Genomic DNA, 21,917 nt, shown 5'->3' with positions numbered 1-21,917 from the left:
GAGGAACGTGCCGCGAGAGACCGATGGGCCCGTTCGCTAGGCCGTCGCCCGCCTTCGGGGCTGCTGCGTGGCGCGGGGAACCTCGTCCGGACAAAAAAGCGCGTTGGTTCGACCGAACAAGGGGTCTGGCGCAGACGTTCGCCCGCGAACGCGAGGCAAATTGCTCGAGCCTCCGCGAGTTGAGCGCCCTGAAGTGTACTGTTGCTCACGGACTCGCCCTTCCGATGCGCAACTCCATCAGCCTAGTGTCGTTCCACCGCGCCATCACTGGTGTGCTGCCCTCAGCCCATGTTGAGATCGAGTGCGTCTTCGAAGACGCCGCACGCGCGCGCAACGTCGCTCCGGGTCGGCCCGTGGCCTGCGCGAGCAGCCGCCGAAGCCCCTCTTCGTTGCCGTTGAGAAACCGCAAGCCGGGCGACGCCCCGACCACGAAAAGGCCGGAGCAGACGGCCCCAACCTTCGCGACGTACACGGACACGCCCTTCAGCTCGGGCCACCCCGTGCTCGCAGAGCCCGCATCCCGCTCAAGGAGCTCGTCCACGACGGCCACCGGTGCGCCGATCAGGGTCACCTTGCCGAGCTCGGCGCGCGCCCAGACCGATGCTGCGTTGGCCTTCTCCTGGATCTCGGCGTCGCCCCCAGCGCTGCTCTCCGCCATCACAGCGAGCTTCGACAAGGATCGAAGCCAGCGAACCCGGGACAGGAGATCGCCCGCTGGGACGGCGCGTGCGTCGATCCCTTCGATCACCTTTCGCCGCGCCCTATCCACGGTGGCCTCGCGCTCGGGAGAGCTACGGGCCGCCTTGGCCGCTCTCGCAGCGCCGAACCGGCAGATGTCGTCGGAACAGGCGACCCCCTGCGACTCGAACGCGCGCGCCTCGAGCTCGCCCAGCTCCGGGGTATCGGAGAGCTTCGACGACCAGCGCTTGAGCAGGCCGACGGCATCCGCAGCGCGGTTCGCCTTCAGCGCCGCCTCGATTGCCTCGACGCGTGCCCGCTGCGCGCTCGTCTTGGCGCGGCCAGCATGGCTGCCGTTTCGCGCAGCGATCGCGTCCAGCTTCTCGAGACGCGCATCTCCGGAGAGCCGCTCGGCCTCTGCGAGATGGAGCTCGTCGATGGCACCCGCCTCCTCCTCGGAGGGCTCCGTGGCTTCCAGAGCCTCCGCGACGAGGCGCGCACGGCCAAGATCTCCCGCGGCAACGGCTTGCTGCAGCTCGTCCGTGCTCGGCCTGCCGAAGTAACCGACCACAGGGCAGAGCAGAAACGCCGCAGCGCTGATCCCCGTCGCGAGCTTCGCGAAGGTTCCAAGCGGCCAAAAGCGGAAGCTGGGGCGAAGTGCGCGAAGCAGACCTCCGACCGCTACGATCGCCGCGGCCATGCCCGTCAACGACGAAAATGCAATGACCCGGTTGGTGGCGCGAAAGTAGCTGGTCGGGCCCAACAGGGCCGACATGTACCAAGTGCCGCCGATGAGCAGCACGAACGACGCGACCCCCCAGAGCATCAGACGGCGACGAATCGGCCCTACGGCGGCCGGCGTCGACGACGCGGCGAGGCTCGCGCCGGACAGCACGACGCTCCCCTCGGCGCCACACATCTCGTAGCGCACGTCGCGCCGGAGGACGCCGAAGCGGAGGAGCTGCTGCGCTCGGATCCGCTCGATCCGAGCATCGAGCGCAGGCGTCTGCCTTCGCACCAAGGCGTCGTCCTCTGGCGAGAGTCTTCCTCCGGCGAGGCTCCCCTCGCCCTCCACGGAGGCGAGCAGCAAGAAGGCCTCGAGATCCGATGGCCCTAGAAACCGCTCCTCCAGCACCTGCGGGTGTGCGTGCACAATAGGGCTGTCAGTGGAGATCTGTACGACAACCCGCACACTCTCCTGATATGTCCACCAGACGAGCTGCTGACCGCTCCCGGAGCATCCGGCGCACGTGATCGTCCCCTTGGACAAGCATCCGCCGCAGCCGACGGCACCGCCGCCGCGGCACACCGAGCAGTTGATGTACTTGCTTGACTTCTTGTAATGCTTCAGGACCTTCCCGCTTCCGGAGCAGTTCCCGCAGCCTTGCCTGCCGCTACCTCTGCACGCTGGGCACGGGCCGATGCCGCTGCCGTTGCACGACGCGCAGCGATCGACATGTTCCGTACGCCTACGCAGATCCTCCATCGTACCGCTGAAGGGATCGAGCGATGCAGGATCCTCAGGGCTGGCGCTGCGGCCCCTGCGATCGTGGGTGGCGATGCGCTGCGGGACGAGGTCGCGGCGGATCACCGTCGTTGCGACGCGCGTGATCACCTCGTCGCGCTCGCTCACGGAGGAGATCAACTCGTCGAGCCGCCGGGGAGCACCAAACTCGGTGCGAGCCCACGCTCGTAACGCGGTCCGCACGTCGACGCTCGCGGCTGCGTTGCCCTTCTCCTCGTCCCGGTACGGCGTTGAAGCCATCCGCGGAAGCGTACCTTTATCCAGGCGATCAGTGTAGGGCCCACGAGCCGCCTGTAAAAACCGCCGCGTCGCCGGCAGCATCGGTACACACCGTGCCGCGAGCTACGTGGCCTTGACGCCGAGGCCCAGCCCCGCGGATACTACGGTGTGCCTCCGCGGTCCCCCCTCGTCGCCCTCGGAACGGCCGTCATGGCGATCATCCAGGGAGCGATTTCCTCGAACGCGCTCGTCCCGACCGCGCTCGCGCAGGCGCCTCGAAGGCCCGACGACGACGTCGACGGCGAGGACCCGCTGCTGCTGACGGCGCCCGGCATCGAGCAGCCGATGTACCTCGCCCACCGATCCCATCGCTCCCATCAGTCCCACCGGTCGCACAGCAGCCACTACTCCGGCGGCCACGGGTCGGGCTGGAGGAGCTCGTACGACGAGCCTGCGCCTGAGCCGCCGCCCCCGCCGCCGAAACCTGCCGCCGTGTCGCTCGTGGCCTACCCCGGTGGGAGGATCTTCGTGGACGGAAAGCTCGTGGGCACAGACTCCACGGCGACGCTCATCCTGACGCCGGGCACACACGAGGTCCGCGTGGAAAATCAGTTTGTTGGCGATACGAGCACCAGCATCTCCGTATCCGAGGGGCAAACCGGGATGGTCGTGATCCAGTGGTAGCCGCATGAGGACCATGGGTGCCGATGCCGGTTCTCTGTTCGTCCTCCGAGATGGACGGATCGCGGTTACCGTAGATCTCCGTGCCTACCGCCTCGCGGCGGTGCAGAAGGCCGCCTACCGCATGGCCGCGAAGTGTACCGCCGTGTTTGGCGAGATCCACGATCACTCGCTCGGCCTTACGCTGGCCTTCCCGCCTGCGACCGGCGAGCGGGCAGCGCTCGAAGCAGCGAGGCTCTTCTATCAAGAGCTGCTTGACCAGGAGCTCCGGGAGAAAGTCGGGGAAGAGACGGCGTCGCTCCGCACGCTCATCCTCGCGCATGCCTTCTCTCGCGCGCGCGTTCCTCCTCGGGAATGACATGGCGCCCCCAGTATTCCAACCGAGGAGCGCCTACGCACCACGCACAGGATACCATCTCCTGCCCCTCCGGCTCGGTCGCCTTGACGAAAGCATCTACATCGTAACGAACGACGTCGGGGAGTACGTTCGCCTTGAGCGCGACGAGCTCGTCGCGTTCGTCGAGCGGAGGCTAGCACCGGACACGAACGCCTATAAATCTTTGAAATCGCGGCACTTTCTCTACGAGGACGACGCCTCCGTTGCCTTTGATCTGCTGGCGCTGAAGTACAGGAGCCGCGCGGAACGTATCGCCGAATTTACCGGGCTCCACATCTTCGTCGTCACGCTGCGGTGCGATCACTCATGTCAGTATTGCCAGGTTTCTAGGCAGTCGGAGGACAGCGCCCAGTATGACATGACGGTGGCGCACGCTGACAAGGCGCTCGACCTCGTCTTTCGCAGTCCGAACGAGCGCATCAAGATCGAGCTCCAAGGGGGCGAGCCGCTCCTCAACTTCCCCCTCGTCCGTCGAATCGTGGAGCGCGCACAGGAGCTCAACCAGCACCATCGGCGTGATCTCCAGTTTGTCATCACCTCCAATCTATCTCGCCTGTCTGAAGACGTGTTGTTGTTCTGCAAGGAGCACGACGTGTACCTGTCGACGTCGCTGGACGGGCCGGCCGATTTGCACGATGCACAGCGTCCAACACGCGGGGGTGGCAGCCACCAGAAGACGGTCGAGGGGATTCACCGGACGCGTGAAGTTCTCGGACCGCACCGGGTTTCGGCGCTCATGACGACAACGCCGAGGAGCTTGCACCGCGTCCATGAGATCATAGATGAGTATGTGCGCCTCGGCTTCCACGGTATCTTCCTCCGGAACCTCAGCCCGTACGGATTCGCGACTCGGAGCCTGGTCAAGCGTTACGGCGTCGACGACTGGCTCGATTTCTACAAGCGCGGGCTGTCGCACATCCTGCGAATCAATGCGGGAGGGTACCTCTTACGGGAGGACTACACGACCATCCTGCTTCAGAAGATGTTCGCTCCGCTCGGCTCGCCATACGTCGACCTGCAGTCACCGGCGGGCATCGGGATCGGCGCACTCGTATACAACTACGACGGGGCGGTGTATGCCTCAGATGAGGGTCGCATGCTGGCCGAGATGGGGGATCAGACCTTGGTCCTCCCCCGCTTCCGTCGACACCCCCGACGGCACCAGGAGGCAGGGATGGGACGGAGAAAGAGGAGGGCGTTCACGCCCGAGTTCAAGGCGGAGGCGGTACGGCTGGCGAAGGCGAGCGACCGGAGCATCGGCCAGGTGGCGAAGGACCTCGACCTGACCGAGACGGCGCTGCGCGACTGGATCAAGCGCGCGGACACCGACGCGGGCCACGGCCCGCCGGGGGCGCTGACGACGCCGGAGCGTGAGGAACTGCAGCGGCTGCGCCGCGACGTGAAGCGGCTGGAGATGGAGCGCGAGATCTTAAAAAAAGCGGCGGCCTTCTTCGCGAAGGAAAACGAGTGAGGTTCGAGTTCATCGACGCGGAGAAGGCGCACTACCCGGTGCTGGTACTGTGCGCGGTGCTGCTCGTCTCGCGCAGCGGCTACTACGGGTGGGCCAAGCGCTCGGAGTCCGCGCGGGCCAAGTCCGACGCTCAACTGAGCGCACAGATCAGGGCCGTGCACCACAAGAGCCGTGGCCGCTACGGCAGTCCGCGCATCCACGCGGAACTTCGTGCTCGCGGCATGCGTGTCGGCAAGAAACGGGTCGAGCGGCTGATGCGAGCTCAACGACTCGCGGCTCGGAGGAAGCGGCGCTTCCGCCGCACCACCAACTCGCGGCACAACGGCCCGATCGCCCCGAATGTGATCGAGCGGCAATTCGATGCTCGAGCGCCCAACCAGGTCTGGGTGACGGACGTGACGTACATTCCCACCGGCGAGGGCTGGCTGTACTTGGCCGTGATCCTGGACCTGTTCTCGCGCCGCGTGGTCGGCTGGGCCGCGAGCGCGTTCAACGATCGCGCCCTGGCGCTCACCGCGCTCGCGTTCGCCTTGGGAACGCGGCGGCCGGCGCCTGGGCTGGTGCACCACTCGGATCGTGGCAGCCCCTACGCCAGCGACGACTACCGGCTCGTGCTCGGGACCCACGGGCTCATCCCGAGCATGAGCCGCGCCGGCGACTGCTGGGACAACGCCGTGGCCGAGAGCTTCTTCGCGACGCTGAAGGCGGAGCTGGTCGAGCACGAGCGCTACCCGACGCGAGCGGCCGCCATCGCATCGATCGGAGACTACATCGAGAACTTCTACAACCTGAAACGACGGCACTCACGGCTCGCCTACATGAGCCCGATCGAGTTCGAATTGAAGACCTACGTGACCGCGCGCGCGGCATAGTGAGACTGTCCGCGGAACCGGGGGAGGACCACCTTCCGCTTGGGTCACCTCGATCAGGACAGCTATGAGGCCCTTATCACGTCCGACTCGCTTCTGTCGCCGCTGAGCGAGACCATGCTCGAGGGCATTCCCATGTGTGCCGACTGTCCTTTCCTGCCCTACTGCGGCGCGGACCCCGTGTTCCATCGGGCAACGCAGGGCGACACCGTCGGCCACAAGGCATTCAGCGCATTCTGTGCGAAGCAGATGGGCGTACTGACGCACCTCATCGGGCTCCTCGAGACCGACGCCGATGCGCGAGACATCCTTCTGCGATGGGTATGAGCTCATGCTCGTGAAACTATCGGCGAGAGGTCTGCGGGCGTTGTCGGCGACGTCGCCCAGGCCGTTCGTCGCGCGGATCTGGGAGGATCCTACGCTTCCCGAGTCGGAGCGAGCAAGCAACTTGCTTCTGCTCCCCGGGGAAGCAGCCGCGCTACCGCAGGGGTTTCGAGGATACCTTCTGCGCCGGGCGATGCAGGTTTCGGATCGCGAGAACGTCTATCTCCTCGGCTCGGAGCACCATTATCTGCGGACCGGGGATGTCGTGCGGATTGACCCGGCGCGGGGCTCGGTCTCGGCGCTTTACAGGGCGGCCTCCCGCTCGAACACGTTCCTCGTCACCGAGCGATGCGATAACTTTTGCGTGATGTGCTCTCAGCCGCCGAAATGCCACGACGACAGCTGGCTTGTGAACGATCTCGAGCAGGCGATCCCGCTGATCTCCTCGGAGGCAGCTGAAATCGGGATCACGGGAGGCGAACCTGCGCTTCTCGGCGAGCGCCTTGTCCAGCTTCTCGTGCTCCTCCGCCGGTGCTTGCCCCGCACGAGCGTGCATGTGCTCTCGAACGGTCGGAGGTTCGCCGACAGCAGCTTTGCACGACGCATAGGTGACGTAAAGCATCCGGACCTGATGTTCGGCATCCCGCTCTACTCGGATCTGCCCGAGGAGCACGATTACGTCGTCCAGGCGAGTGGAGCTTTCGACGAGACGGTGCGAGGGATCTTGAACCTGAAGCGGCGGCGTGTCCGCGTGGAGCTACGGTTCGTGATCCATCGCGAGACCGTAACGCGGATGCCGGAGTTCGCACGGTTCGTTGCCAGGAACCTGACGTTCGTGGATCACGTCGCGCTCATGGGCCTCGAGCCCGTGGGGTTCGCGAAGGCCAACATCGAGGCGTTGTGGATTGATCCGGTCGACTACAACGGCGCCCTCGGCGAGGCAGTCATGACGCTGGAACGCGCGGGGATGGCGACATCGATCTATAACCATCAGCTATGCACGCTGGATCCGAGACTGCACCGATTCGCACGAAAGAGCATCTCAGACTGGAAAAACATCTATATCGAGGCGTGCGAAGGCTGCCGTCGGAAGGAGGATTGTGGGGGGTTCTTTGCGTCTGCAACGCTGCGGCGCAGCAGGGGGATCGTTGCGTACACATGACCGTCGGGCTTACGCGGCAGCGCCTTATCCGTCACCTCTCCGCCAGTTGTCGAGCGGGAGGAGCAGCCTATCGTTGATGGCCCCCTCGTCCCCGAGCTCCGCGAGGTTCAGGTTGAAGTAACGGTACGTGTAGTCGTCCTCGCCGACCTTCACCTGATGATGGGTCCCATCCCTCAGGTTCGTGATGGGTGACAGCAGCTTCCATGCCCCGCTCCAATCGGGTTTTCTCGCTCGCGTGCGATGCAGCCCGACCCGGAGCTCGGAGGCCGTCTCCTCGGCGGCCCTGAAGCGGGTCGGATCCGGCTCGCGGTCGCCGGAGTCAACGTATCCGGTATCCGCGATGGCATGGATGTAAACCTTGCAGTGGATGCCCTCGCGCGACCCGTGCCAGCTGCACTCGACCTGGTAGGCCGGAGTCAGATCCCAGGCCCAATATTCAGGTCTGAAGAACGGCTTCGCCGACCGGGGGAGCCTCGCGACGTTCACGGGCTCCCAACGCTCGAACTCAAAACCCCGCTCTGCCAGAAATTGGTCTGTCACCTGCAGCAGATCGCACAGCCGCCGATGGTAGGCGTGCAGGAGCCTGTACGCGCGACGCACCTCAGCGAGCGCTCCAGCCAGATTGAGATTCACCTCGTTCATCCGACCCTCCCGGCACGAAGCACGGCCATCGCCTCTTCGGCCCGGAGCCGCCCTGCCACCGCCGGCAATGACGAGAACCGGACCTTCCTTCGGTACCCCCAGGCCTCGAGCGCGGCAGCCATGTCCCGCAGGACCACCGAGGGCGTCACGGCCTCGACCGCATAGAGCGCCTCACGCAGGTCTTCCCAGCGAATCGTGAGCAGCCCGCAACGGTCGCCCGCGAGCTCGCGGCGGACGTGAGCGAGGCAGCCATCGCCCTCCTGCGTCACGATCCCTCCCACCGCGATGAGCCACAGCTGCTTCGCTGCATGCGCGGGCGCCGCGCGCGCCGCGCGAATCTGCTCCACCCACTGCGACGGGTCCTGGAGACCCCGATGCTTGGCCTCGATCACGAGCAGCGTGTCGCCCCATGAGACGAGCACATCCGGCTCGACCCGCAGCTTGTTCCTCCCGCCGTCGCCGGGCCGAAGCGCAGGCCAGAAAGACCACGAGGGCACCCCTCCGGGAACGGCCGCAGGCATCGTCGCGCCGTCGCCCAGCGGCCTGCTCGCGCCGCGCAGGAGGTTCCACGCGAGCTCGGCTGGCAGGTACTCGAACCGCTCGAAGACCGCCGACGTGAGGGGGTCCTCGAGCTCCGTGAGCCCATCCGACGCGACCCCCTGCGCATCGCCGTCCTCTTGCGCGTCTTCGCCGGCTTCGTCGTCCACGCGGACCGCCACGCGGACGAGCTTCCCATGCAGGAGCGCCTTCAACATGCACGAGCAAGGCTACCGGACTCGTGACCCGGCTGTCATCCAGGGAAGCGCGCTAGCGGCGAAGCCGCCGCTGGAACGAGGCCGGAGGGGCACGCCCGCCATCTCGGCGACGCCCCGCTCGCCGTGCTCACACCCTAGTCATCACCGCCCCTGAAGAGCTCCCGGAAGAACCTCTCCCGGTGCAGCAGGAAATCGCGCGTCAGCGCGAAGTGCTCCGTCTCCTCGTACGCGACCTCCGCGATGCCGTCCTCGGACAGCCGGTAGATCGTCGCCCCGGGATAGGCGAGCACGATCGGCGAGTGCGTGGCGATGATGAACTGACATCGCCCCCGCTCGACGAGCTCGTGCATGTGCGCCAGCAGCGTCAGCTGCCTGGCCGGCGACAGCGCCGCCTCCGGCTCGTCCAGGAGAAAGAGGCTCTCGGGCTTGAACCGGTGCTTCACGAGGGCCAGGAACGACTCGCCGTGCGACTGCTCGTGCAGCGACGTGCCGCCGTAGAACTCGGTCGCACCCAGCTCGTCCACCTGCGTGGCGACGTTGAAGAAGCTCTCGGCGCGCAGGAAGAAGCCGTTCCTCTCCCGCCGCGCCCCGCGGACGAGCCGCATCGCGGCGTGGAGCTCGGACTCGGAGCGCCGGGTCGCGAAGTTGAAGCCCTTCGAGCCGCCCTCGGCGTTGAAACCGGCCAGCAACGCGAGCGCCTCGATGAGGGTCGACTTGCCGGAGCCGTTCTCGCCGACGAGGAAGGTCACCTTGGGGTCGAGCGCGAGCTCGTCGAGGGCGCGCACGGCCGGGATGCTGAACGGATACCTCGAGGAGTCCTCGACCCGCTCGCGCAGGAGCTTGACGGAGCGGATGAAGCCGCCCGGGAGTTGGGCGCGCTTCATGACGGCGCCGAGACCGCGCCGCCCGCCCGCCCGCGCGCCCGCCGGGCCGCCGCGACGCCCGGCGCTGCGCCCGCCTCCTCCCCGGACGAGCGGCCGAGGGCGGCGCGCGAGGACGAGCAGGCGACGAGCCGGCCGCATGCAGAGGGGTACGTGCGCATGCGCCGAGCATAGCCGACGGCGCGGCCAGGTGAATCCCACCCCTCCCGGCCCGGCGGCGCGCCCTTTGCCGGTCGCTCGCTCCCCTGCCCCGCCGCTCGCGCCCGCAGCGCCGATGGCCCCATGTCACCGCCGCGTGACAGCGGCTGTCCGCGCGGCGGTCACCTGTCACGCCGCCGTACCACCTCCACGCGACGAGCGCCGAGGAGCCGCGGATCGTGCGCCGCTGGCAGGCGTGGCATGACGCGTGCTGCTTGTCTCCGGCGCGCAGCGCGGCGAGCATGGACCCTTGCACCCTTGACGGCCAGCTCGCCGGAACGAAGGCTCGAAACTCTTTGGACGAGGAGATCGCGATGATGCGCTCTGGTGGTGCGCTCGGGATGGTGATGGGCGTCGGGCTCTTCACGGCGGCTTGCGGGCAGGCGCCGCAGCTCGAGGGCGAGATCGCGGGGCCGGGGCTCGAGGCGACGTGGGACAAGCCCGGAACGCAGGACCCCAACGGCACCCCCAAGAGCGCCTGGCACGCGTGGAAGGGGCCACTCGTGGAGGCGCTCCTGCGCCCGCTGTTCCCGGGGTACGACCCGCTGGACCCCGAGAGCCAACCGGAGCTCAATCCGGAGATCCTCGCCATGGGGTTCCTCGACGACCCGGGGGGCCAGGAGGTCTTCGATCACGCCTTCCGCTGCGCCGTCGAGGAAGGCTTCTCCAGCACCCACGGCGGCCACGAGTACAAAGGGCGAGGGGTGGTGGCCGGCGCGTCGAGCTGGGCGCACGGCGGGCTCCCCATGAACGTGATCACCAACGTGCTCGAGTGCGTGATCGCGTTCGTCAACGACAAGACCGATGGGGTCAGCGTCCTGCTCACCGGCCCCGAGGTGAACGACGACCCGGAGGAACACCACGGCTTCATCTACGGCGAGGCGGTCTGGTGCGCGAACGTCGTCCCGGTCACGAGCTCCTCCACGGGCGCCGTCACGGTCACCTACGACGTGGGCGTGGACGTCTACGTCACGGAGGCCTTCGCGAGGGGGTGCGGGCTCGACCCCGCGGCGGCGCTGGCGCAGCGGTACTGCTACGAGCAGGGCTCCTGCGGCCTCGACTACAAGGGATTCCTCAAGGACTACCCCACCGAATGCGTGGTCGACGGCGACCCGAAGTACGGCCGCTACACCTGCAACGGGAAGCCGTGCACGATGACGTGGCTGACGGACCCCAAGCCGCCCTGGTGCGAGCGGCCGCGTCGACTGACCCCCTGAGCGCCGGGGGCGCCGCTCAGGGCGCGCCGGGGCCAGGCGTCTCGCCCGCGAGCCGCCGCGCCTCGGCGAGGCGCGCGCCCTCGGTCCGGACGCGCAGCGGGTTCGCCTGGATCGCCGCCTCCAGGGCCTCGGCCTCGCGCAGCGCGGCCTCCCGCCGGGCGGCCGCGTCGGGCGCCGCCGCGGCGCGCAGGCGAAAGAGCCCGCCCTGGGCCGCGAGCGCGCGATCGGACCGCGGGTTCAGCCGGAGCGCCGCGCCCGCGTGCCGGAGCCCCTCGTCGATCTCGGCCGCGGCGTCCTGCCCGCGCCCCGCCCGGAGGGCGGCGCGGGCCTCGTGAAGCTCGGCCAGCAACGCGTACGGCCGCGGATCGGCGGACGGCTCCCCGAGCAGCACCGGGCGGAGCGGGACGAGCGCCGCGTCGAGCCGCGCCGCGTCCGGAACGCCCCGCCGCGCGCTCCACCGGAACGCGACGAGCTCCGCCTCGGCGCGCTGCACCCGGTCCGACACGTCCCAGGGCGCCTCGGCGATCCGGCGATCGAGCGCCTCGCGCGCGATCCGGAGCGCGTCCCCCGGGTCCTCACCCCGCGCGAGCCGGACGCGCGCCTCCAGCATCCCCAGCATCGCCCGCAGCGACTCCGGATACGCGGCCACGCCCGGCGCCACCGCCCGCGCGCTCGCCTGGACCCGCTCGAGCGCCGGGCCGGAATCGATCCCGGCCTCCAGCGCATGCAGCGCCAGCGCGTGCTCCAGCCAGAGCCGCCAGTAAGGAGCCCCGGTCCAGGATGGATCGTTTTGACGCATCGCGTCAATTGTCCCGGACATCCGCTGGACCGCCTCCTCGGGGGAGCGTCCGGTGCGGACCAGGTGCTCGACCTCGTAGAAGCCGGTGGTCAGCCGGGAGGTGCGCGCGCTGCCGAAGCCGGGGTCGATCGAAAGGACCTGGTCGCAGCGGGCCTGGGCGCGCTCGAACGAGGTTTTCGGGTCGAGGCCGCGCAGGGACTCGTAGCGGCCGCGCTCGGCGAGGACGACGCAGAGCTCGTTGAGGGCCCAGACGAACGCCGGATCGCGCTGGAGCGCGGCCTCGTAGCCCTGGACGGCGCGCTGGAGCGCCTCGCCCTGGTCGCGGCCGAGGTGGTCCGCGTGGTAGGCCCGCGCCCGGAAGACCAGGGCGGCCACGTACCGCGCCATGGCGTCGTCCGGGCTCCTGGCGAGCGCCTCCTCGGCGCGCGCGGTGGCCTCGCCGAGGGCCGCGTCCGCGTCCTCGCCGGGCTGCATCCCGCTCGCGACCCACCAGGCGAAGCAGCCGTGGACCCAGGCCAGCTTCACGTACGCCTCGGGGCTCCGCGGGCTCGCCGCGATCGCCCGCCCGCAGGCCTCCCGCGCCCGCTCGAAGCTCGGGCGCATCGAGGCGCCGTGCCTGCCGGCGGCGTTCATGGTCTGGGTCCAGAGCTCGCACGCGCCGGCGTGGACCGAGGGGTCGGATCGCCCGTGCTCGGCGGCGATCCCGTACGCCTCGGCGGCGCGATCGAAGGGGCCCTTCATCTTCTCGAAGTCGAAGGCGGCGTCGTGGCGGTAGCGGCTCCCCATCGCGAAGAGCACGTCGCCCTCCAGCTTCTTCGCCTCGTAGAGCCACGGCGCCCCCGCGAACGCGCCCCGGGCCTTCTCCAGCGCCTCCTCGTGCCGGCCCTCGGCGAGCGCGAGCAGCCCCTCGGCGTACGCGGGCGCCTCGACGGCCTCGACGGCGCCGCCGAGCGCCGCGCGGAGGTGCGCGGCCGCCGGCGCCTTGAGCTCGGCCTCGAGCGCCGCGATCCGCGCCTCGCGCTGCGCCGGGTCGCGGATGCGGCGGGTCTCCTCCAGGCCGCGGCGGTAGAGCTCGGAGAGCGCCGCCCCGGCGGCGTAGTCGAGCCCCGGCGACCGGTACCCGGCCCGCTCGGCCGCGCGGAGGTGCTCGAGGGCGGCGGCCGGCTCCTGGAGCGCCAGCAGGCCGCGGCCGAGCGCGTACTCGCCGGGGCCGCGGCCGGCCTCGCCCGCCTGCGCCATGCGGGCCTCCACGGCCCGGAGCCGGGCGCGGACCACGTCGCGCTCGCGCTCGACGTCGTGGAGCGGCATCCCGTGCGCGCCGCGGAGGAAGAGCTCCATCTCCTTCACGGTCTCGCCGAGCTCGCGCGCGAGCGTGGCCTGCTCCGCGGCGGCGCGCCGGCCCCGGACAAAGACGCCCGCGACGACCAGCGCCGCGACCACCAGCGCGGCCGCGCCCGCGACCGCCGCGCGGTGCCGCCGCGCCTGCCGGGCGAGGCGGCGGCCGAGGGAGGCGCGGCGCGCGAGCACGGGATCGCCGTCCAGGAAGCGCTGCAGGTCCTCCCCGAGCGCCCGCGCCGACTCGTAGCGGGCGCCGGGCTCCTTCTCGAGGCAGCGCATCACCACCGCCTCGAGATCCCGAGGGATGTCCCGGTCCAGGGTCCGGAGCGGCGGCGCGTCGTCCTCCAGCACCTGGCGGAGCACGTCCATCACCGCGCCCCCCACGAACGGCGGCCGGCCGGCGAGCAGCGCGTAGAGGGTCGCGCCCAGGCCGTAGACGTCGGTCCGCCGGTCGAGGGCGCGCACCCTCCCCGCCGCCTGCTCGGGCGCCATGTAAGCCGGCGTTCCGAGGAGGGCGCCGGTGAGCGTGGGCCCGCTCTCTCCGGCCTCGCGCGCGATGCCGAAGTCCATGAGGTACGGGCGGTAGGCCCCGTCCTCGCCGCGCTCGAGCATGACGTTGCTCGGCTTCACGTCGCGGTGCACGAGGCCGAGCCGGTGCGCCTCGTGGAGCGCCGCGGCGACCGCCCGGACGGCGCGCACCTTCTCCTCGAGGGTCAGGCCGCCGCGCGCCTCCTGGAGGGACGGGCCGTCGATGTAGCGCATCACGAGGAACGGCACGTGATCGGCGACGCCGGCCTCGTGGACCTCGCAGACGTTCTCGTGGCGGAGCCGCGCCTGGGAGCGGGCCTCGCGCAGGAAGCTCCCGTCGACCTGCGCGCCCGCGGCGAGGAGCTTGATGGCCGCGCGCCGGCCGAGCCGGAGATCCCGGGCCCGGTAGACGACGCCCATGCCGCCCCGGCCGAGGAGGTGGAAGTCCTCGAAGCGGGCGTGGAGCGAGGGCGGGATCGGCGAGGGCGCCTCCGCGGCGCTCGGGCGGCGGCTCTCCTCGCCGAGGCCGAGGTCGGGGGTGGCCTCGGGCGCCGCGGGCGCGGCCTGCGGTGCGCCCGCCGCGTCGGGTAGGACGCCCGGCGCGGCGGGCGGGGCCGGGCCGGTGACGGTCGCGTCGTCGCGCCCGCGCCGTGGCCACGGCGGGGCCGCGATGCGGGGATCGTCGGCGTCCGTGGGCCGGATCATCGGGCGCGGAGGCCGTGGCGCTGGATCAGCCGGTGGACGAGCTGGCGGGAGACGCCCATCGCGTCGGCCGCGTGCGAGATGTTGCCCCCGTGCTGGCGGAGCTTCTCGGTGACGTACGCGCGCTCCAGCTCCTCCAGCACGACCTCCCGCGCCTCGGGCAGCGGCAGCTCGAGGAGCCTGCGGAGGCGGGCGTCCCCGGGCCCCGGAGGCGCCTCGCCGGCGGGCGCCCCGCCGGGAGGATCGGGCCGCGCGGGCTCCGGGCTCGCGGCCCCCCGCGGCGCCGGCGGCCCGGCGCCGACGATCTCGTGGAGCAGCTCGGGGAAGAGGACGAGCCGCGCCACGGTGTTCCGGAGCTCGCGCACGTTCCCCGGCCAGTCGTAGGCTTCGAGCAGCGCGAGCGCGCCCGGCGGCAGGTCCGCGAGCGCGCGCGGCGGGTCCCGCGCGACGAGGAAGCGCTCGACGAGGAGCGGGATGTCGTCCTTGCGCTCCCGGAGCGCGGGGACGTGGACCTCCACCACCGAGAGCCGGAAGTAGAGATCGGCCCGGAACGAGCCGTCCTGGGCCCTGGCGCGCAGGTTCCGGTGGGTGGCCGCCACGATCCGCGCGTCGAACGGGACCCACTCGTTCGACCCGAGGCGCCGGATCTGCCGCCCCTCGATGGCGCGGAGGAGCTTCGGCTGGAGGTCGAGCGGGAGCTCGCCGATCTCGTCGATGAAGAGCGTGCCCCCGCTCGCCTGCTCGAGCAGGCCCGGCCGCGCCGCCGCGGCGCCCGTGAACGCGCCCCGGGCGTGGCCGAAGAGCTCGCTCTCCACCAGGTTCGGGGCGATGGCGCCGCAGTCCACGACCACGAAGGGGCCGTCCTTGCGGCGGCTCCGCGCGTGGATCGCCCGCGCCAGCACCTCCTTGCCGGTGCCCGACTCGCCGAGCAGGAGCAGGGTCTCGTCGGTCGGGGCCGCGCGCTCCAGCCGGGCGAACAGGGCGCGCATTGGGAGGCTCCGCCCCGCGGCCTCGCCGAACGCGTCCGCGGCCGAGAGCGGCAGGACCGCCGCGGGGCCCGCGGGGCCGACGACGATCTCGGAGCCGCCGACCGTGGCGGGGACGCCGGGCGGGAGGAACGCCTCGCGGACGCGGACGTCGCGGACCAGCGTGCCGTTCTTGCTGCCCAGATCGCGCAGGAGCACGCCCTGCTCGGTCAACCGGATCTCGCAGTGCCTGCGCGAGGCGCGGGGGTCGGAGAGCACCAGATCGCAGTCGGCACCCGCCCCCACCACGAGGGGGCGCAGATCGAGCGGCGCGGTGAGCGTGCGCCGGTCCGGGAGGGCGACCGTCACGGAGAGCGCCGGGAGCCGGAGGGAGCGCCCCTGATCGAAGCTCGTGAGCGTGCAGGTCGCCCCGGGATCGTCGCCCATGATCGCCATGGTGCCCTCGATGGAAGCCGCGTCAACCGGGAACCAGCGCGCCCGCGGGGCCGCGCCGGCGCCTGCGGGGCCACGCCGCCGCGCCTCCAGGACCGCTGTCATGCCGCCGCGACAGCCGCCGTCGCGCGCGCGTGACAGCTGTCCCGCCGGCGTTCCAGCGCGGGCCGCGGCGCTCGCCGGAGGTGCGCGAATCCGCCTGAAAACGCGGCGATCCGCGCCGCCCGTCGGCGCGGCACATCGGTTGCGATGCGCCCTCTTCGAACGCGGCGAAACGCGGATTGAGGAGGATGCGGACATGACGTCTCGGTACAGCGGCGCGGGCAAGGTGGAGCACCAGAGGATCTTCGGCGCGCGGGGCGGGGCGAGGCTCGGGCTCGTCGGGCTCGCGGTGCTGGCGAGCGCGGTCTCGATGAGCCGCCCTGCGGCCGCGGTGAGCGCCGAGCCCGGGCTGCGCGAGATCCCGCTCGACGCGACCGGCGCGACCTTCCGCGCCGAGGTGATCGGCGACGAGCACTTCGACTACCTGCGGATGGCGGACGGCACCGTCGTCGTGCGCAACGACCTCTCGGGCGACTACGAGGTCGCCGAGCTCGGATCGACGAGGAGCGGCGCCGTCGCGCTCGTCCCCTCCGGGGTGCTGGTCCGCGATCTCCGCGCGCTGGGCGGCCCCGTGGATCCGGCGTTGCTCCCGCGCATCGACGACGAGGCGCTCGACGCCCTCTGGGAGGCGGCGATCCCGCGCGCCGCGGGCGCGCTCCCGCGCGCGGCGGGTCTGGCCGCGAGCGCCGCGGTCCGGCGCCCGCTGCTCACCATCCAGCTGGAGTTCACCCAGGGGGGCGGCATCGCCCTGCCGGGCGCGTTCACCGGCAACTTCGAGACCGACATCGCCTATTGGAAGCAGACCCTGTACGGCAGCCTCCCGGGCTCGGTGAACCACTATTACGCCGACATGTCGCGCGGGAAGTTCTCGTTCACCCGCGCGCGGGAGACGCAGGGCACGGCGAACGACGGCATCGTCCGGATCAAGCTGCCGTTCGCGCACCCGAACAGCAAGAAGGACTTCGCGCTCCTCGAGCCTTACCTGAAGGAGGCGCTGGTGATGGCGAACCCGTTCGTCGACTTCGCCTCGTACGACGTCAACGCCGACGGCAAGGTCCGCGGCGACGAGCTCAACGTGCTCTTCGTCGTGGCCGGCTACGAGACCTCGAACGGCAGCAAGACACCGTCCGTGTGGGCTCACGCGAAGCCCTTTGAGCAGCCGATCACGCTCGACGGGAAGGTCCTCCCCGGCTACGCCGCGATCGGCGAGCGGCAGGTCCACAAGATCCGCGGCGTGCCCACCACCATGCCGGCCACCGTGGGCGTCATCGTCCACGAGCTCGGGCACGCGGCGATCGGCCTGCCGGATCTCTACAAGGGCCCGACCCCGCTCGGGGCGTGGTGCGTGATGGCGAGCGGGAGCTGGGGGAGCACGGACGGGGCGCCCGCCGGCTCGGTGCCCGTGGCGATGGGCGCGTGGAGCCGGCTCAAGGCTGGGTTCCTCGCGCCGACCGTGATCGAGCCCGGGGCCCCGGCGCACGACATTCCCATCGTCCAGTCGGCCGGCGCGGAGCTCTTCGGGCAGAGCGTCGCTCCGACGATTTACAAGATCGAGACCTCGGATCCGGAGCAGTACTTCCTGGTCGAGAACCGCCAGAACGAGGGCTACGACCGCGGCCTGCAGCGCTGGTTCGACTTCGAGGACGTCTCCGGCGGCGTGGGCATCTACCGCATCGACGAGGCCAGGAAGGCGGACGCCGGGAAGGTCGCCTTCATGGCGAGCACCCCGAGCTCGCCGAGCTCCCTCGCCAACCTCTACAACGCGGAGGGCGGCCGGACGTTCACGCCGCTCACCGATCCGAGCAGCGACGACGCGGACGGGCGGTTCACCGGCCTCTCGATCACGGGCTTCAACGCCGCAGGGCCGATCATGCTCGCGCGCGTGAGCTATGTGCCCTTCGCCTGCAACGAGATCACCGCCTCGGTGGCGGAGCACGAGATCCACGGCCGGGCGCAGAAGCAGATCCTGGACGTCGGGGAGGAGCAGATCTTCCTCGGATACCGCACCACGGGCGCGCACGAGGCGCTCGGGTTCGACAAGGGCGAGGTCGTCACGCTCCACGTGGAGGCGCCGGGCATGTGGAGCGTCGGGGGCTGCGACTGAGCGGAGCGACGACGTCCTTGTGCTGCCCGACGGTTTGTTAGCCGTACAAAGTGCCGCCTGCAGGTGCTGAAACACCCCTGACGGCCTGGCCGAACCCGCTCGAATGAGGTCCGACATGCTGACCGTAAGCCGCCCGCCGTCCTCGGCCAAGAAAGCAGTGCGCCCGCGCGCCGTAGTCTCTAGAGTGTGATGTGGTGCTCGTCCGGCGGCGCTCGCCTGGGCAGGCCGGCGCCATCGGCATCGATCTCGTTCCGGCGGGTCCGGACGCACATCCTCATGCGTCCGCTGGAGCGATCACCCCTACCGAAGGAGCAGCACACGATCCCGCCGCCCGGGTAGCGAACCGGGCTGCACACTCCATCCCCTTCAAGCGCTGAGGTTGCCTGCCCGCGACCGTTCGGCGTATACTGCAGCATCATGCGGAGGTCACCGTGTACCTGAGGTCGTTCACGGCTCGAAGCATCAAGTGCTTCGCGGACGTGAGATTCGATTTTCCGGCCAGCAGCGAAGAGAGCTACGCGGGCTGGAACGTGATTTTGGGTGCCAATGCAACTGGAAAAACGACGCTGCTCCAGGCAATAGCCGTTGCGCTCGTGGGCCCGTCGCCGGCCATGCGCCTCGTATCACCGACGGCCTGGGTTCGACGGGACGAGCCCTACGGAGCACTCGAGGCGAGCTTTCTCCGCGGTGAGAACGATGTGGCCGACGGCGCTCCGCGCAAGGATCCTTATCGCGCGTCGTTCGCAGTAGTCGGCGATCAGCCTACGACGCTCGATGGGCTCGAGTTCGCCGCGCCGCAGATCGTGCTCCGGGGGAATCCTAAGGACAAGGAACACCGCGGCCTCCTCAGGGGTCCTTATGCGGCGAACAAGGCTGGATGGCTGGTTTGCGCCTATGGCGCATTTCGCCGCTTCACCGGCGGCGCAGAGGACGATCTAACCTACGAACCTGGGCGCGCCGGGCGCGTTGCATCGCTGTTCCGCGAGTCGGTAGCGCTGAAGCGCGACCTTGACTGGCTGCCCAGGCTTTATGCGAGATCACTCGATACACATGCCCCGGACGCGCCGCGTGCGCAACAAGAGTATCAGATCGTGCGCAAGCTGCTCGATCAGCTCCTTCCGTCGCCCGTTCAAATCTCGGACGTAGACACCCAGAAGGTGTACTTCTCTGCCCCTGGCGCCACGCGCGTGGATCTCTTGGAACTCTCCGACGGCTATCGAAGCTTCCTCGCGCTCGTGATGGACCTGCTGCGCCAGATGACCGACGTCTTCGAGGGGGTGGCCGGCCTCGTCGAGCAGGGGGAGGGCGGCGCGCTCTCTGTACGCGCAGACGGTGTGGTGCTTGTCGACGAGGTGGATCTACACCTGCACCCAACCTGGCAGCGCGAGATTGGTCCACGGTTACAACAGGTGTTTCCGCGCCTTCAGTTCATTGTGTCCAGTCACAGCCCGTTCATCGCCCAGGCAGCCACGCGGGACGGGTTATTCGTGCTCCACGCCGGCTCCACGAACGCGCCAGTTCATGTAATCCGGCCGGCTCCTGCAGTTTCCGGGTGGACAGCGGATCAGATCCTACTAAGCCCCCTCTTTGGTCTTACCGACACGCGTGACCCAGCAACCGAAGTCCTATTAAAAGAGCACGCGGTACTGCGCGGGAAAGCCAAGTTTGAGAAGCTTGATGCTGCAGATCATAAGCGGCTGATTGAAATCGAGCAAGCGCTTGCGGAGCGGCTGACCGCACCCGGTGAACTGCGGAAAGAGGACGTGGACGCGGCGGTCAAACTCGCGGCCGACAAAGTGCGGAGAATGCTGGATGCTAAAGCTGGTCCGACGTCCAGTCGCTGAATTTCTTGACACCGAACACCAGCAGTCGCTCAAAAATCGTGTCGAATCGGCACAGAAGCTCGCCGCAGACGTCACGCTAACGAGCGCGCAGAAGAGCAGTCGTATCGGCAGCCAATGGGACAACTTTCGCGCGGGGAGAACCAGCAAAGGCACATTTGCAGAGCTGTGGCGTGAGCTCCGCAACATGAGCTTCGAGAAGTGCACATTCTGCGAGACACCGTCACCAGGCACGGCAGAGCATCTTGAAGAGAAATCCAAGGCGCCCGGTAGAGCATTCGACTGGAACAATCTTCTCGCAGCGTGTGACACTTGCAATCGTATCCGCGAAAACAGCGGCATCTCAACGGCACCCATCGATCCTAGCGAGGTCGATCCGCTGGACTACTTCGGGTGGGACGAATACGGGGATCTCGCGCCAGCGCCCGCGCACACAAAAATGGTCGAGGATCTCCGAACCATGTACGGTCTTCACCGTTTCGGCAATGAGAGACGTGATCGAATCTTGGTGCTTCGCACAATCCTGAGTGCCATCGTGGACGACGATGCGAAGAATGCCGAGACCGTGAACACGCTCCGCGTGCTCCTGAACGGATCCCGCGCATGGCTTGGGCCCGTTCGAGAGTACTTACTGAAGCCGCCAACGGATGAAGATGCGTTGCTCGTGCGCGGCGTGCTGGAACTCCTGCCGGAAATTCGGAAGCTAGTTGAACCATGGCTGCGTCCACCTCCGTGGGCTCCTTCGTGGTGGCGCTGATAACGTCGTGCGCGCGTCACTGCCGATGCGCCGTAATCTCACCACGCTAGCACGTCCATTGTGCTCGCGGTCCCACCGAGCAGCAAAGGGTCAACGCCGGCACGCTGTACTCCTGGAGCCGACTGGGCATGAAGTTCTGTGGCGCACCGTCGACGACGGTTACGGAGGACGTCGGACAAGGCTATACGAAAGAAACCGTCGGCCCGCACTCATCGCTTCTGCCCTTCCTCCCGGGCCTTGCGCCTCGCCTGCTCCTCCTCCGAGGTCCACTCGCTCTCCAGGACGAGCTTCATGCCATCGCGCCGGAACGTCAGGATCGCGGCGATCGGCGCCTCCGCCTCGTCGCCTCCGGCAGCGCCGCCGGGCGCCGACCGGTAGCAGACGATCGTCCCGTCGGCGTCGACCGTCGGCGGCCGCCGGTCGGCGTCGATCATCACGGGCGCCTCGATCTCGGGCCACCGTACGCGTTCTGCGGACCCCATCCTGTCTTCGAGCCTCTGCGCCGCTTAGAAACCGGCGCTGGAGGTGTCGATGGACGAGAGCACACGCACCTGGCGCGACCGCGTGGCGCGCTGGCACAAGAGCGGGCACTCCGCCCGCGTGTTCGCGGAGCAGGAGGGGGTCAACGCCGGCACGCTGTACTCCTGGAGCCGCCGGCTGGGCATGAAGCGGAGCGAGTACCGGCAGCGCTCGGAGAAGGCGGCGCTGCCCGCGCTGCTGCCCGTGGTCGTCGCCCCGGCAGGAGCCAGGACGCCCTCGTCGAGCGCGGCGCTGGAGATCGTCTTTCCGGATGGTGCGGTCATCCGAGTCCCGCCGTCGTTTGACGAGGACACGCTGGCACGCGTTGTTCGTGCGCTCGGGGGGGCACGATGATCCCGGGCCGCGTCGCAATCTACGTGGCCACCGAGCCGCTCGACTTGCGCCGGTCCTTCGATGGTCTTGCTGCCGTCGTGCGCGAGGTGCTGCGGCAGGACCCGCTCTCCGGAGCGTTGTTCCTCTTTTTCAACCGGGCAGCCGACCGTGTGAAGGCCCTGTGGTGGGACCGCAGCGGATACTGCCTTCTCTACAAAAGGCTGGAGCGCGGGACGTTTCGCGCTCCGCGTGCGGTCACGCCGGGAGCCACGAGCGTCGTCATCGACGCGGCGGAGCTGGCGAAGATCCTCGAAGGCATCGCCCTTCCACCTTCGAAGCTGCGGCGAGAGGTTCGCCTCGCCGCGGCTTCATCGCCTCCGGCCCCCTGATCGGACACGACAGCCTCGCGCTCTCACGCGCAGCGCCCATCGCCGCATTCCCGCCAGAGCCCATCATT

Annotated in this window: 18 protein-coding genes and 1 pseudogene; 12 read left to right on the top strand and 7 right to left on the bottom strand. The window is 69.3% G+C overall.

Annotated features, from left to right (window positions below; translation table 11 throughout):
• Positions 1-205: 205 nt before the first annotated feature.
• Positions 206-2,443, bottom strand: a complete 2,238-nt coding sequence (locus NQZ70_RS20470) for a hypothetical protein (protein WP_129575713.1) — start codon at positions 2,441-2,443, stop codon at positions 206-208.
• A gap of 189 nt (positions 2,444-2,632) precedes the next feature.
• Between NQZ70_RS20470 and NQZ70_RS20465 the strand changes: the two genes are divergently transcribed.
• The 6 genes and pseudogenes from NQZ70_RS20465 to hxsC all read left to right on the top strand — a co-directional run bounded on the left by NQZ70_RS20465 (position 2,633) and on the right by hxsC (position 7,326).
• Positions 2,633-3,106, top strand: coding sequence for a PEGA domain-containing protein (locus tag NQZ70_RS20465; protein ID WP_129575712.1), 474 nt, complete (start codon positions 2,633-2,635; stop codon positions 3,104-3,106).
• A 4-nt stretch (positions 3,107-3,110) separates the two neighbouring features.
• Positions 3,111-3,461: a His-Xaa-Ser system protein HxsD gene (gene hxsD / locus NQZ70_RS20460; RefSeq protein ID WP_129575711.1), complete on the top strand. Its 351-nt coding sequence runs from the start codon at positions 3,111-3,113 to the stop codon at positions 3,459-3,461.
• Positions 3,424-4,623: pseudogene (gene hxsB, locus NQZ70_RS20455) on the top strand (His-Xaa-Ser system radical SAM maturase HxsB); the annotation flags it as partial. The gene hxsD and the pseudogene hxsB, both read left to right, overlap by 38 nt.
• A gap of 51 nt (positions 4,624-4,674) precedes the next feature.
• Positions 4,675-5,843, top strand: a protein-coding gene (locus NQZ70_RS20450; RefSeq protein ID WP_129572590.1) for an IS3 family transposase whose coding sequence is annotated in 2 segments (ribosomal slippage) — positions 4,675-4,927 and positions 4,927-5,843 — 1,170 coding nt in all. Because the reading frame shifts where the segments join, the coding sequence is not laid out codon by codon here.
• A gap of 39 nt (positions 5,844-5,882) precedes the next feature.
• A complete protein-coding gene (locus tag NQZ70_RS20445; RefSeq protein ID WP_129575710.1) occupies positions 5,883-6,167 on the top strand; it encodes a hypothetical protein in 285 nt (94 codons plus the stop codon).
• Positions 6,168-6,171: 4 nt separating this feature from the next.
• Positions 6,172-7,326 carry a His-Xaa-Ser system radical SAM maturase HxsC gene (gene hxsC / locus NQZ70_RS20440; protein WP_129575709.1) on the top strand — a complete coding sequence of 385 codons (1,155 nt, stop codon included), beginning with the start codon at positions 6,172-6,174 and terminating at the stop codon, positions 7,324-7,326.
• A gap of 24 nt (positions 7,327-7,350) precedes the next feature.
• Here the strand turns inward: hxsC and NQZ70_RS20435 are convergent, their stop codons facing one another.
• The 3 genes from NQZ70_RS20435 to NQZ70_RS20425 all read right to left on the bottom strand — a co-directional run bounded on the left by NQZ70_RS20435 (position 7,351) and on the right by NQZ70_RS20425 (position 9,607).
• Positions 7,351-7,968, bottom strand: coding sequence for a hypothetical protein (locus tag NQZ70_RS20435; protein ID WP_129575708.1), 618 nt, complete (start codon positions 7,966-7,968; stop codon positions 7,351-7,353).
• Positions 7,965-8,723: a hypothetical protein gene (locus NQZ70_RS20430; protein WP_129575707.1), complete on the bottom strand. Its 759-nt coding sequence runs from the start codon at positions 8,721-8,723 to the stop codon at positions 7,965-7,967. Before NQZ70_RS20430 ends, NQZ70_RS20435 begins: the two co-directional genes overlap by 4 nt.
• A gap of 134 nt (positions 8,724-8,857) precedes the next feature.
• Positions 8,858-9,607, bottom strand: a complete 750-nt coding sequence (locus tag NQZ70_RS20425) for an AAA family ATPase (protein WP_129575706.1) — start codon at positions 9,605-9,607, stop codon at positions 8,858-8,860.
• A gap of 509 nt (positions 9,608-10,116) precedes the next feature.
• Between NQZ70_RS20425 and NQZ70_RS20420 the strand changes: the two genes are divergently transcribed.
• Positions 10,117-11,019, top strand: coding sequence for a hypothetical protein (locus tag NQZ70_RS20420; protein WP_129575705.1), 903 nt, complete (start codon positions 10,117-10,119; stop codon positions 11,017-11,019).
• A gap of 16 nt (positions 11,020-11,035) precedes the next feature.
• Here NQZ70_RS20420 and NQZ70_RS20415 read toward each other — a convergent pair whose 3' ends face one another.
• Together NQZ70_RS20415 and NQZ70_RS20410 are read right to left on the bottom strand one after the other, a co-directional pair.
• Positions 11,036-14,389 (bottom strand): serine/threonine-protein kinase, encoded by a 3,354-nt coding sequence (locus NQZ70_RS20415; protein ID WP_129575704.1) that lies wholly within the window; start codon positions 14,387-14,389, stop codon positions 11,036-11,038.
• Positions 14,386-15,909 carry a sigma 54-interacting transcriptional regulator gene (locus NQZ70_RS20410; protein ID WP_129575703.1) on the bottom strand — a complete coding sequence of 508 codons (1,524 nt, stop codon included), beginning with the start codon at positions 15,907-15,909 and terminating at the stop codon, positions 14,386-14,388. The genes NQZ70_RS20415 and NQZ70_RS20410 overlap by 4 nt, the downstream gene beginning before the upstream one ends.
• A 193-nt stretch (positions 15,910-16,102) precedes the next feature.
• Here NQZ70_RS20410 and NQZ70_RS20405 point away from each other — a divergent pair, with 193 nt between their 5' ends.
• The 3 genes from NQZ70_RS20405 to NQZ70_RS20395 all read left to right on the top strand — a co-directional run bounded on the left by NQZ70_RS20405 (position 16,103) and on the right by NQZ70_RS20395 (position 20,608).
• Positions 16,103-18,010: a M6 family metalloprotease domain-containing protein gene (locus NQZ70_RS20405; protein WP_165374066.1), complete on the top strand. Its 1,908-nt coding sequence runs from the start codon at positions 16,103-16,105 to the stop codon at positions 18,008-18,010.
• A gap of 431 nt (positions 18,011-18,441) precedes the next feature.
• Positions 18,442-19,854: an AAA family ATPase gene (locus NQZ70_RS20400; RefSeq protein WP_129575701.1), complete on the top strand. Its 1,413-nt coding sequence runs from the start codon at positions 18,442-18,444 to the stop codon at positions 19,852-19,854.
• On the top strand, positions 19,823-20,608 hold the full coding sequence (locus NQZ70_RS20395; RefSeq protein ID WP_129575700.1) for a hypothetical protein: 786 nt from the start codon (positions 19,823-19,825) through the stop codon (positions 20,606-20,608). Before NQZ70_RS20400 ends, NQZ70_RS20395 begins: the two co-directional genes overlap by 32 nt.
• 209 nt (positions 20,609-20,817) lie before the next feature.
• On the opposite strand, the gene NQZ70_RS20390 is transcribed toward NQZ70_RS20395, so the two are convergent.
• Positions 20,818-21,090: a hypothetical protein gene (locus tag NQZ70_RS20390; protein ID WP_129575699.1), complete on the bottom strand. Its 273-nt coding sequence runs from the start codon at positions 21,088-21,090 to the stop codon at positions 20,818-20,820.
• Positions 21,091-21,139: 49 nt separating this feature from the next.
• Here NQZ70_RS20390 and tnpA point away from each other — a divergent pair, with 49 nt between their 5' ends.
• Positions 21,140-21,481 carry an IS66 family insertion sequence element accessory protein TnpA gene (tnpA, locus tag NQZ70_RS20385; protein ID WP_129572539.1) on the top strand — a complete coding sequence of 114 codons (342 nt, stop codon included), beginning with the start codon at positions 21,140-21,142 and terminating at the stop codon, positions 21,479-21,481.
• On the top strand, positions 21,478-21,849 hold the full coding sequence (gene tnpB, locus NQZ70_RS20380) for an IS66 family insertion sequence element accessory protein TnpB (protein ID WP_129572538.1): 372 nt from the start codon (positions 21,478-21,480) through the stop codon (positions 21,847-21,849). Before tnpA ends, tnpB begins: the two co-directional genes overlap by 4 nt.
• Positions 21,850-21,917: the final 68 nt, after the last annotated feature.

It is taken from the genome of Sorangium sp. So ce836 (assembly GCF_028553905.1).
Taxonomy (GTDB): Bacteria; Myxococcota_A; Polyangia; order Polyangiales; family Polyangiaceae; genus Sorangium; species Sorangium cellulosum_D.
Note: the sequence above shows the minus strand (reverse complement) of the source record. Positions and strands in the feature narration are given on the sequence as shown.

What these genes read in the sequence shown, in the direction of transcription:
- NQZ70_RS20470 (WP_129575713.1), bottom strand. Translation starts at nt 2,443, where the DNA reads ATGGCTTCAACGCCGTACCGGGACGAGGAGAAGGGCAACGCAGCCGCG.
- NQZ70_RS20465 (WP_129575712.1), top strand. Translation starts at nt 2,633, where the DNA reads ATGGCGATCATCCAGGGAGCGATTTCCTCGAACGCGCTCGTCCCGACC.
- hxsD (WP_129575711.1), top strand. Translation starts at nt 3,111, where the DNA reads ATGAGGACCATGGGTGCCGATGCCGGTTCTCTGTTCGTCCTCCGAGAT.
- hxsC (WP_129575709.1), top strand. Translation starts at nt 6,172, where the DNA reads ATGCTCGTGAAACTATCGGCGAGAGGTCTGCGGGCGTTGTCGGCGACG.
- NQZ70_RS20435 (WP_129575708.1), bottom strand. Translation starts at nt 7,968, where the DNA reads ATGAACGAGGTGAATCTCAATCTGGCTGGAGCGCTCGCTGAGGTGCGT.
- NQZ70_RS20430 (WP_129575707.1), bottom strand. Translation starts at nt 8,723, where the DNA reads ATGTTGAAGGCGCTCCTGCATGGGAAGCTCGTCCGCGTGGCGGTCCGC.
- NQZ70_RS20425 (WP_129575706.1), bottom strand. Translation starts at nt 9,607, where the DNA reads ATGAAGCGCGCCCAACTCCCGGGCGGCTTCATCCGCTCCGTCAAGCTC.
- NQZ70_RS20420 (WP_129575705.1), top strand. Translation starts at nt 10,117, where the DNA reads ATGATGCGCTCTGGTGGTGCGCTCGGGATGGTGATGGGCGTCGGGCTC.
- NQZ70_RS20415 (WP_129575704.1), bottom strand. Translation starts at nt 14,389, where the DNA reads ATGATCCGGCCCACGGACGCCGACGATCCCCGCATCGCGGCCCCGCCG.
- NQZ70_RS20410 (WP_129575703.1), bottom strand. Translation starts at nt 15,909, where the DNA reads ATGACAGCGGTCCTGGAGGCGCGGCGGCGTGGCCCCGCAGGCGCCGGC.
- NQZ70_RS20405 (WP_165374066.1), top strand. Translation starts at nt 16,103, where the DNA reads ATGACGTCTCGGTACAGCGGCGCGGGCAAGGTGGAGCACCAGAGGATC.
- NQZ70_RS20395 (WP_129575700.1), top strand. Translation starts at nt 19,823, where the DNA reads ATGCTAAAGCTGGTCCGACGTCCAGTCGCTGAATTTCTTGACACCGAA.
- NQZ70_RS20390 (WP_129575699.1), bottom strand. Translation starts at nt 21,090, where the DNA reads ATGGGGTCCGCAGAACGCGTACGGTGGCCCGAGATCGAGGCGCCCGTG.
- tnpA (WP_129572539.1), top strand. Translation starts at nt 21,140, where the DNA reads ATGGACGAGAGCACACGCACCTGGCGCGACCGCGTGGCGCGCTGGCAC.
- tnpB (WP_129572538.1), top strand. Translation starts at nt 21,478, where the DNA reads ATGATCCCGGGCCGCGTCGCAATCTACGTGGCCACCGAGCCGCTCGAC.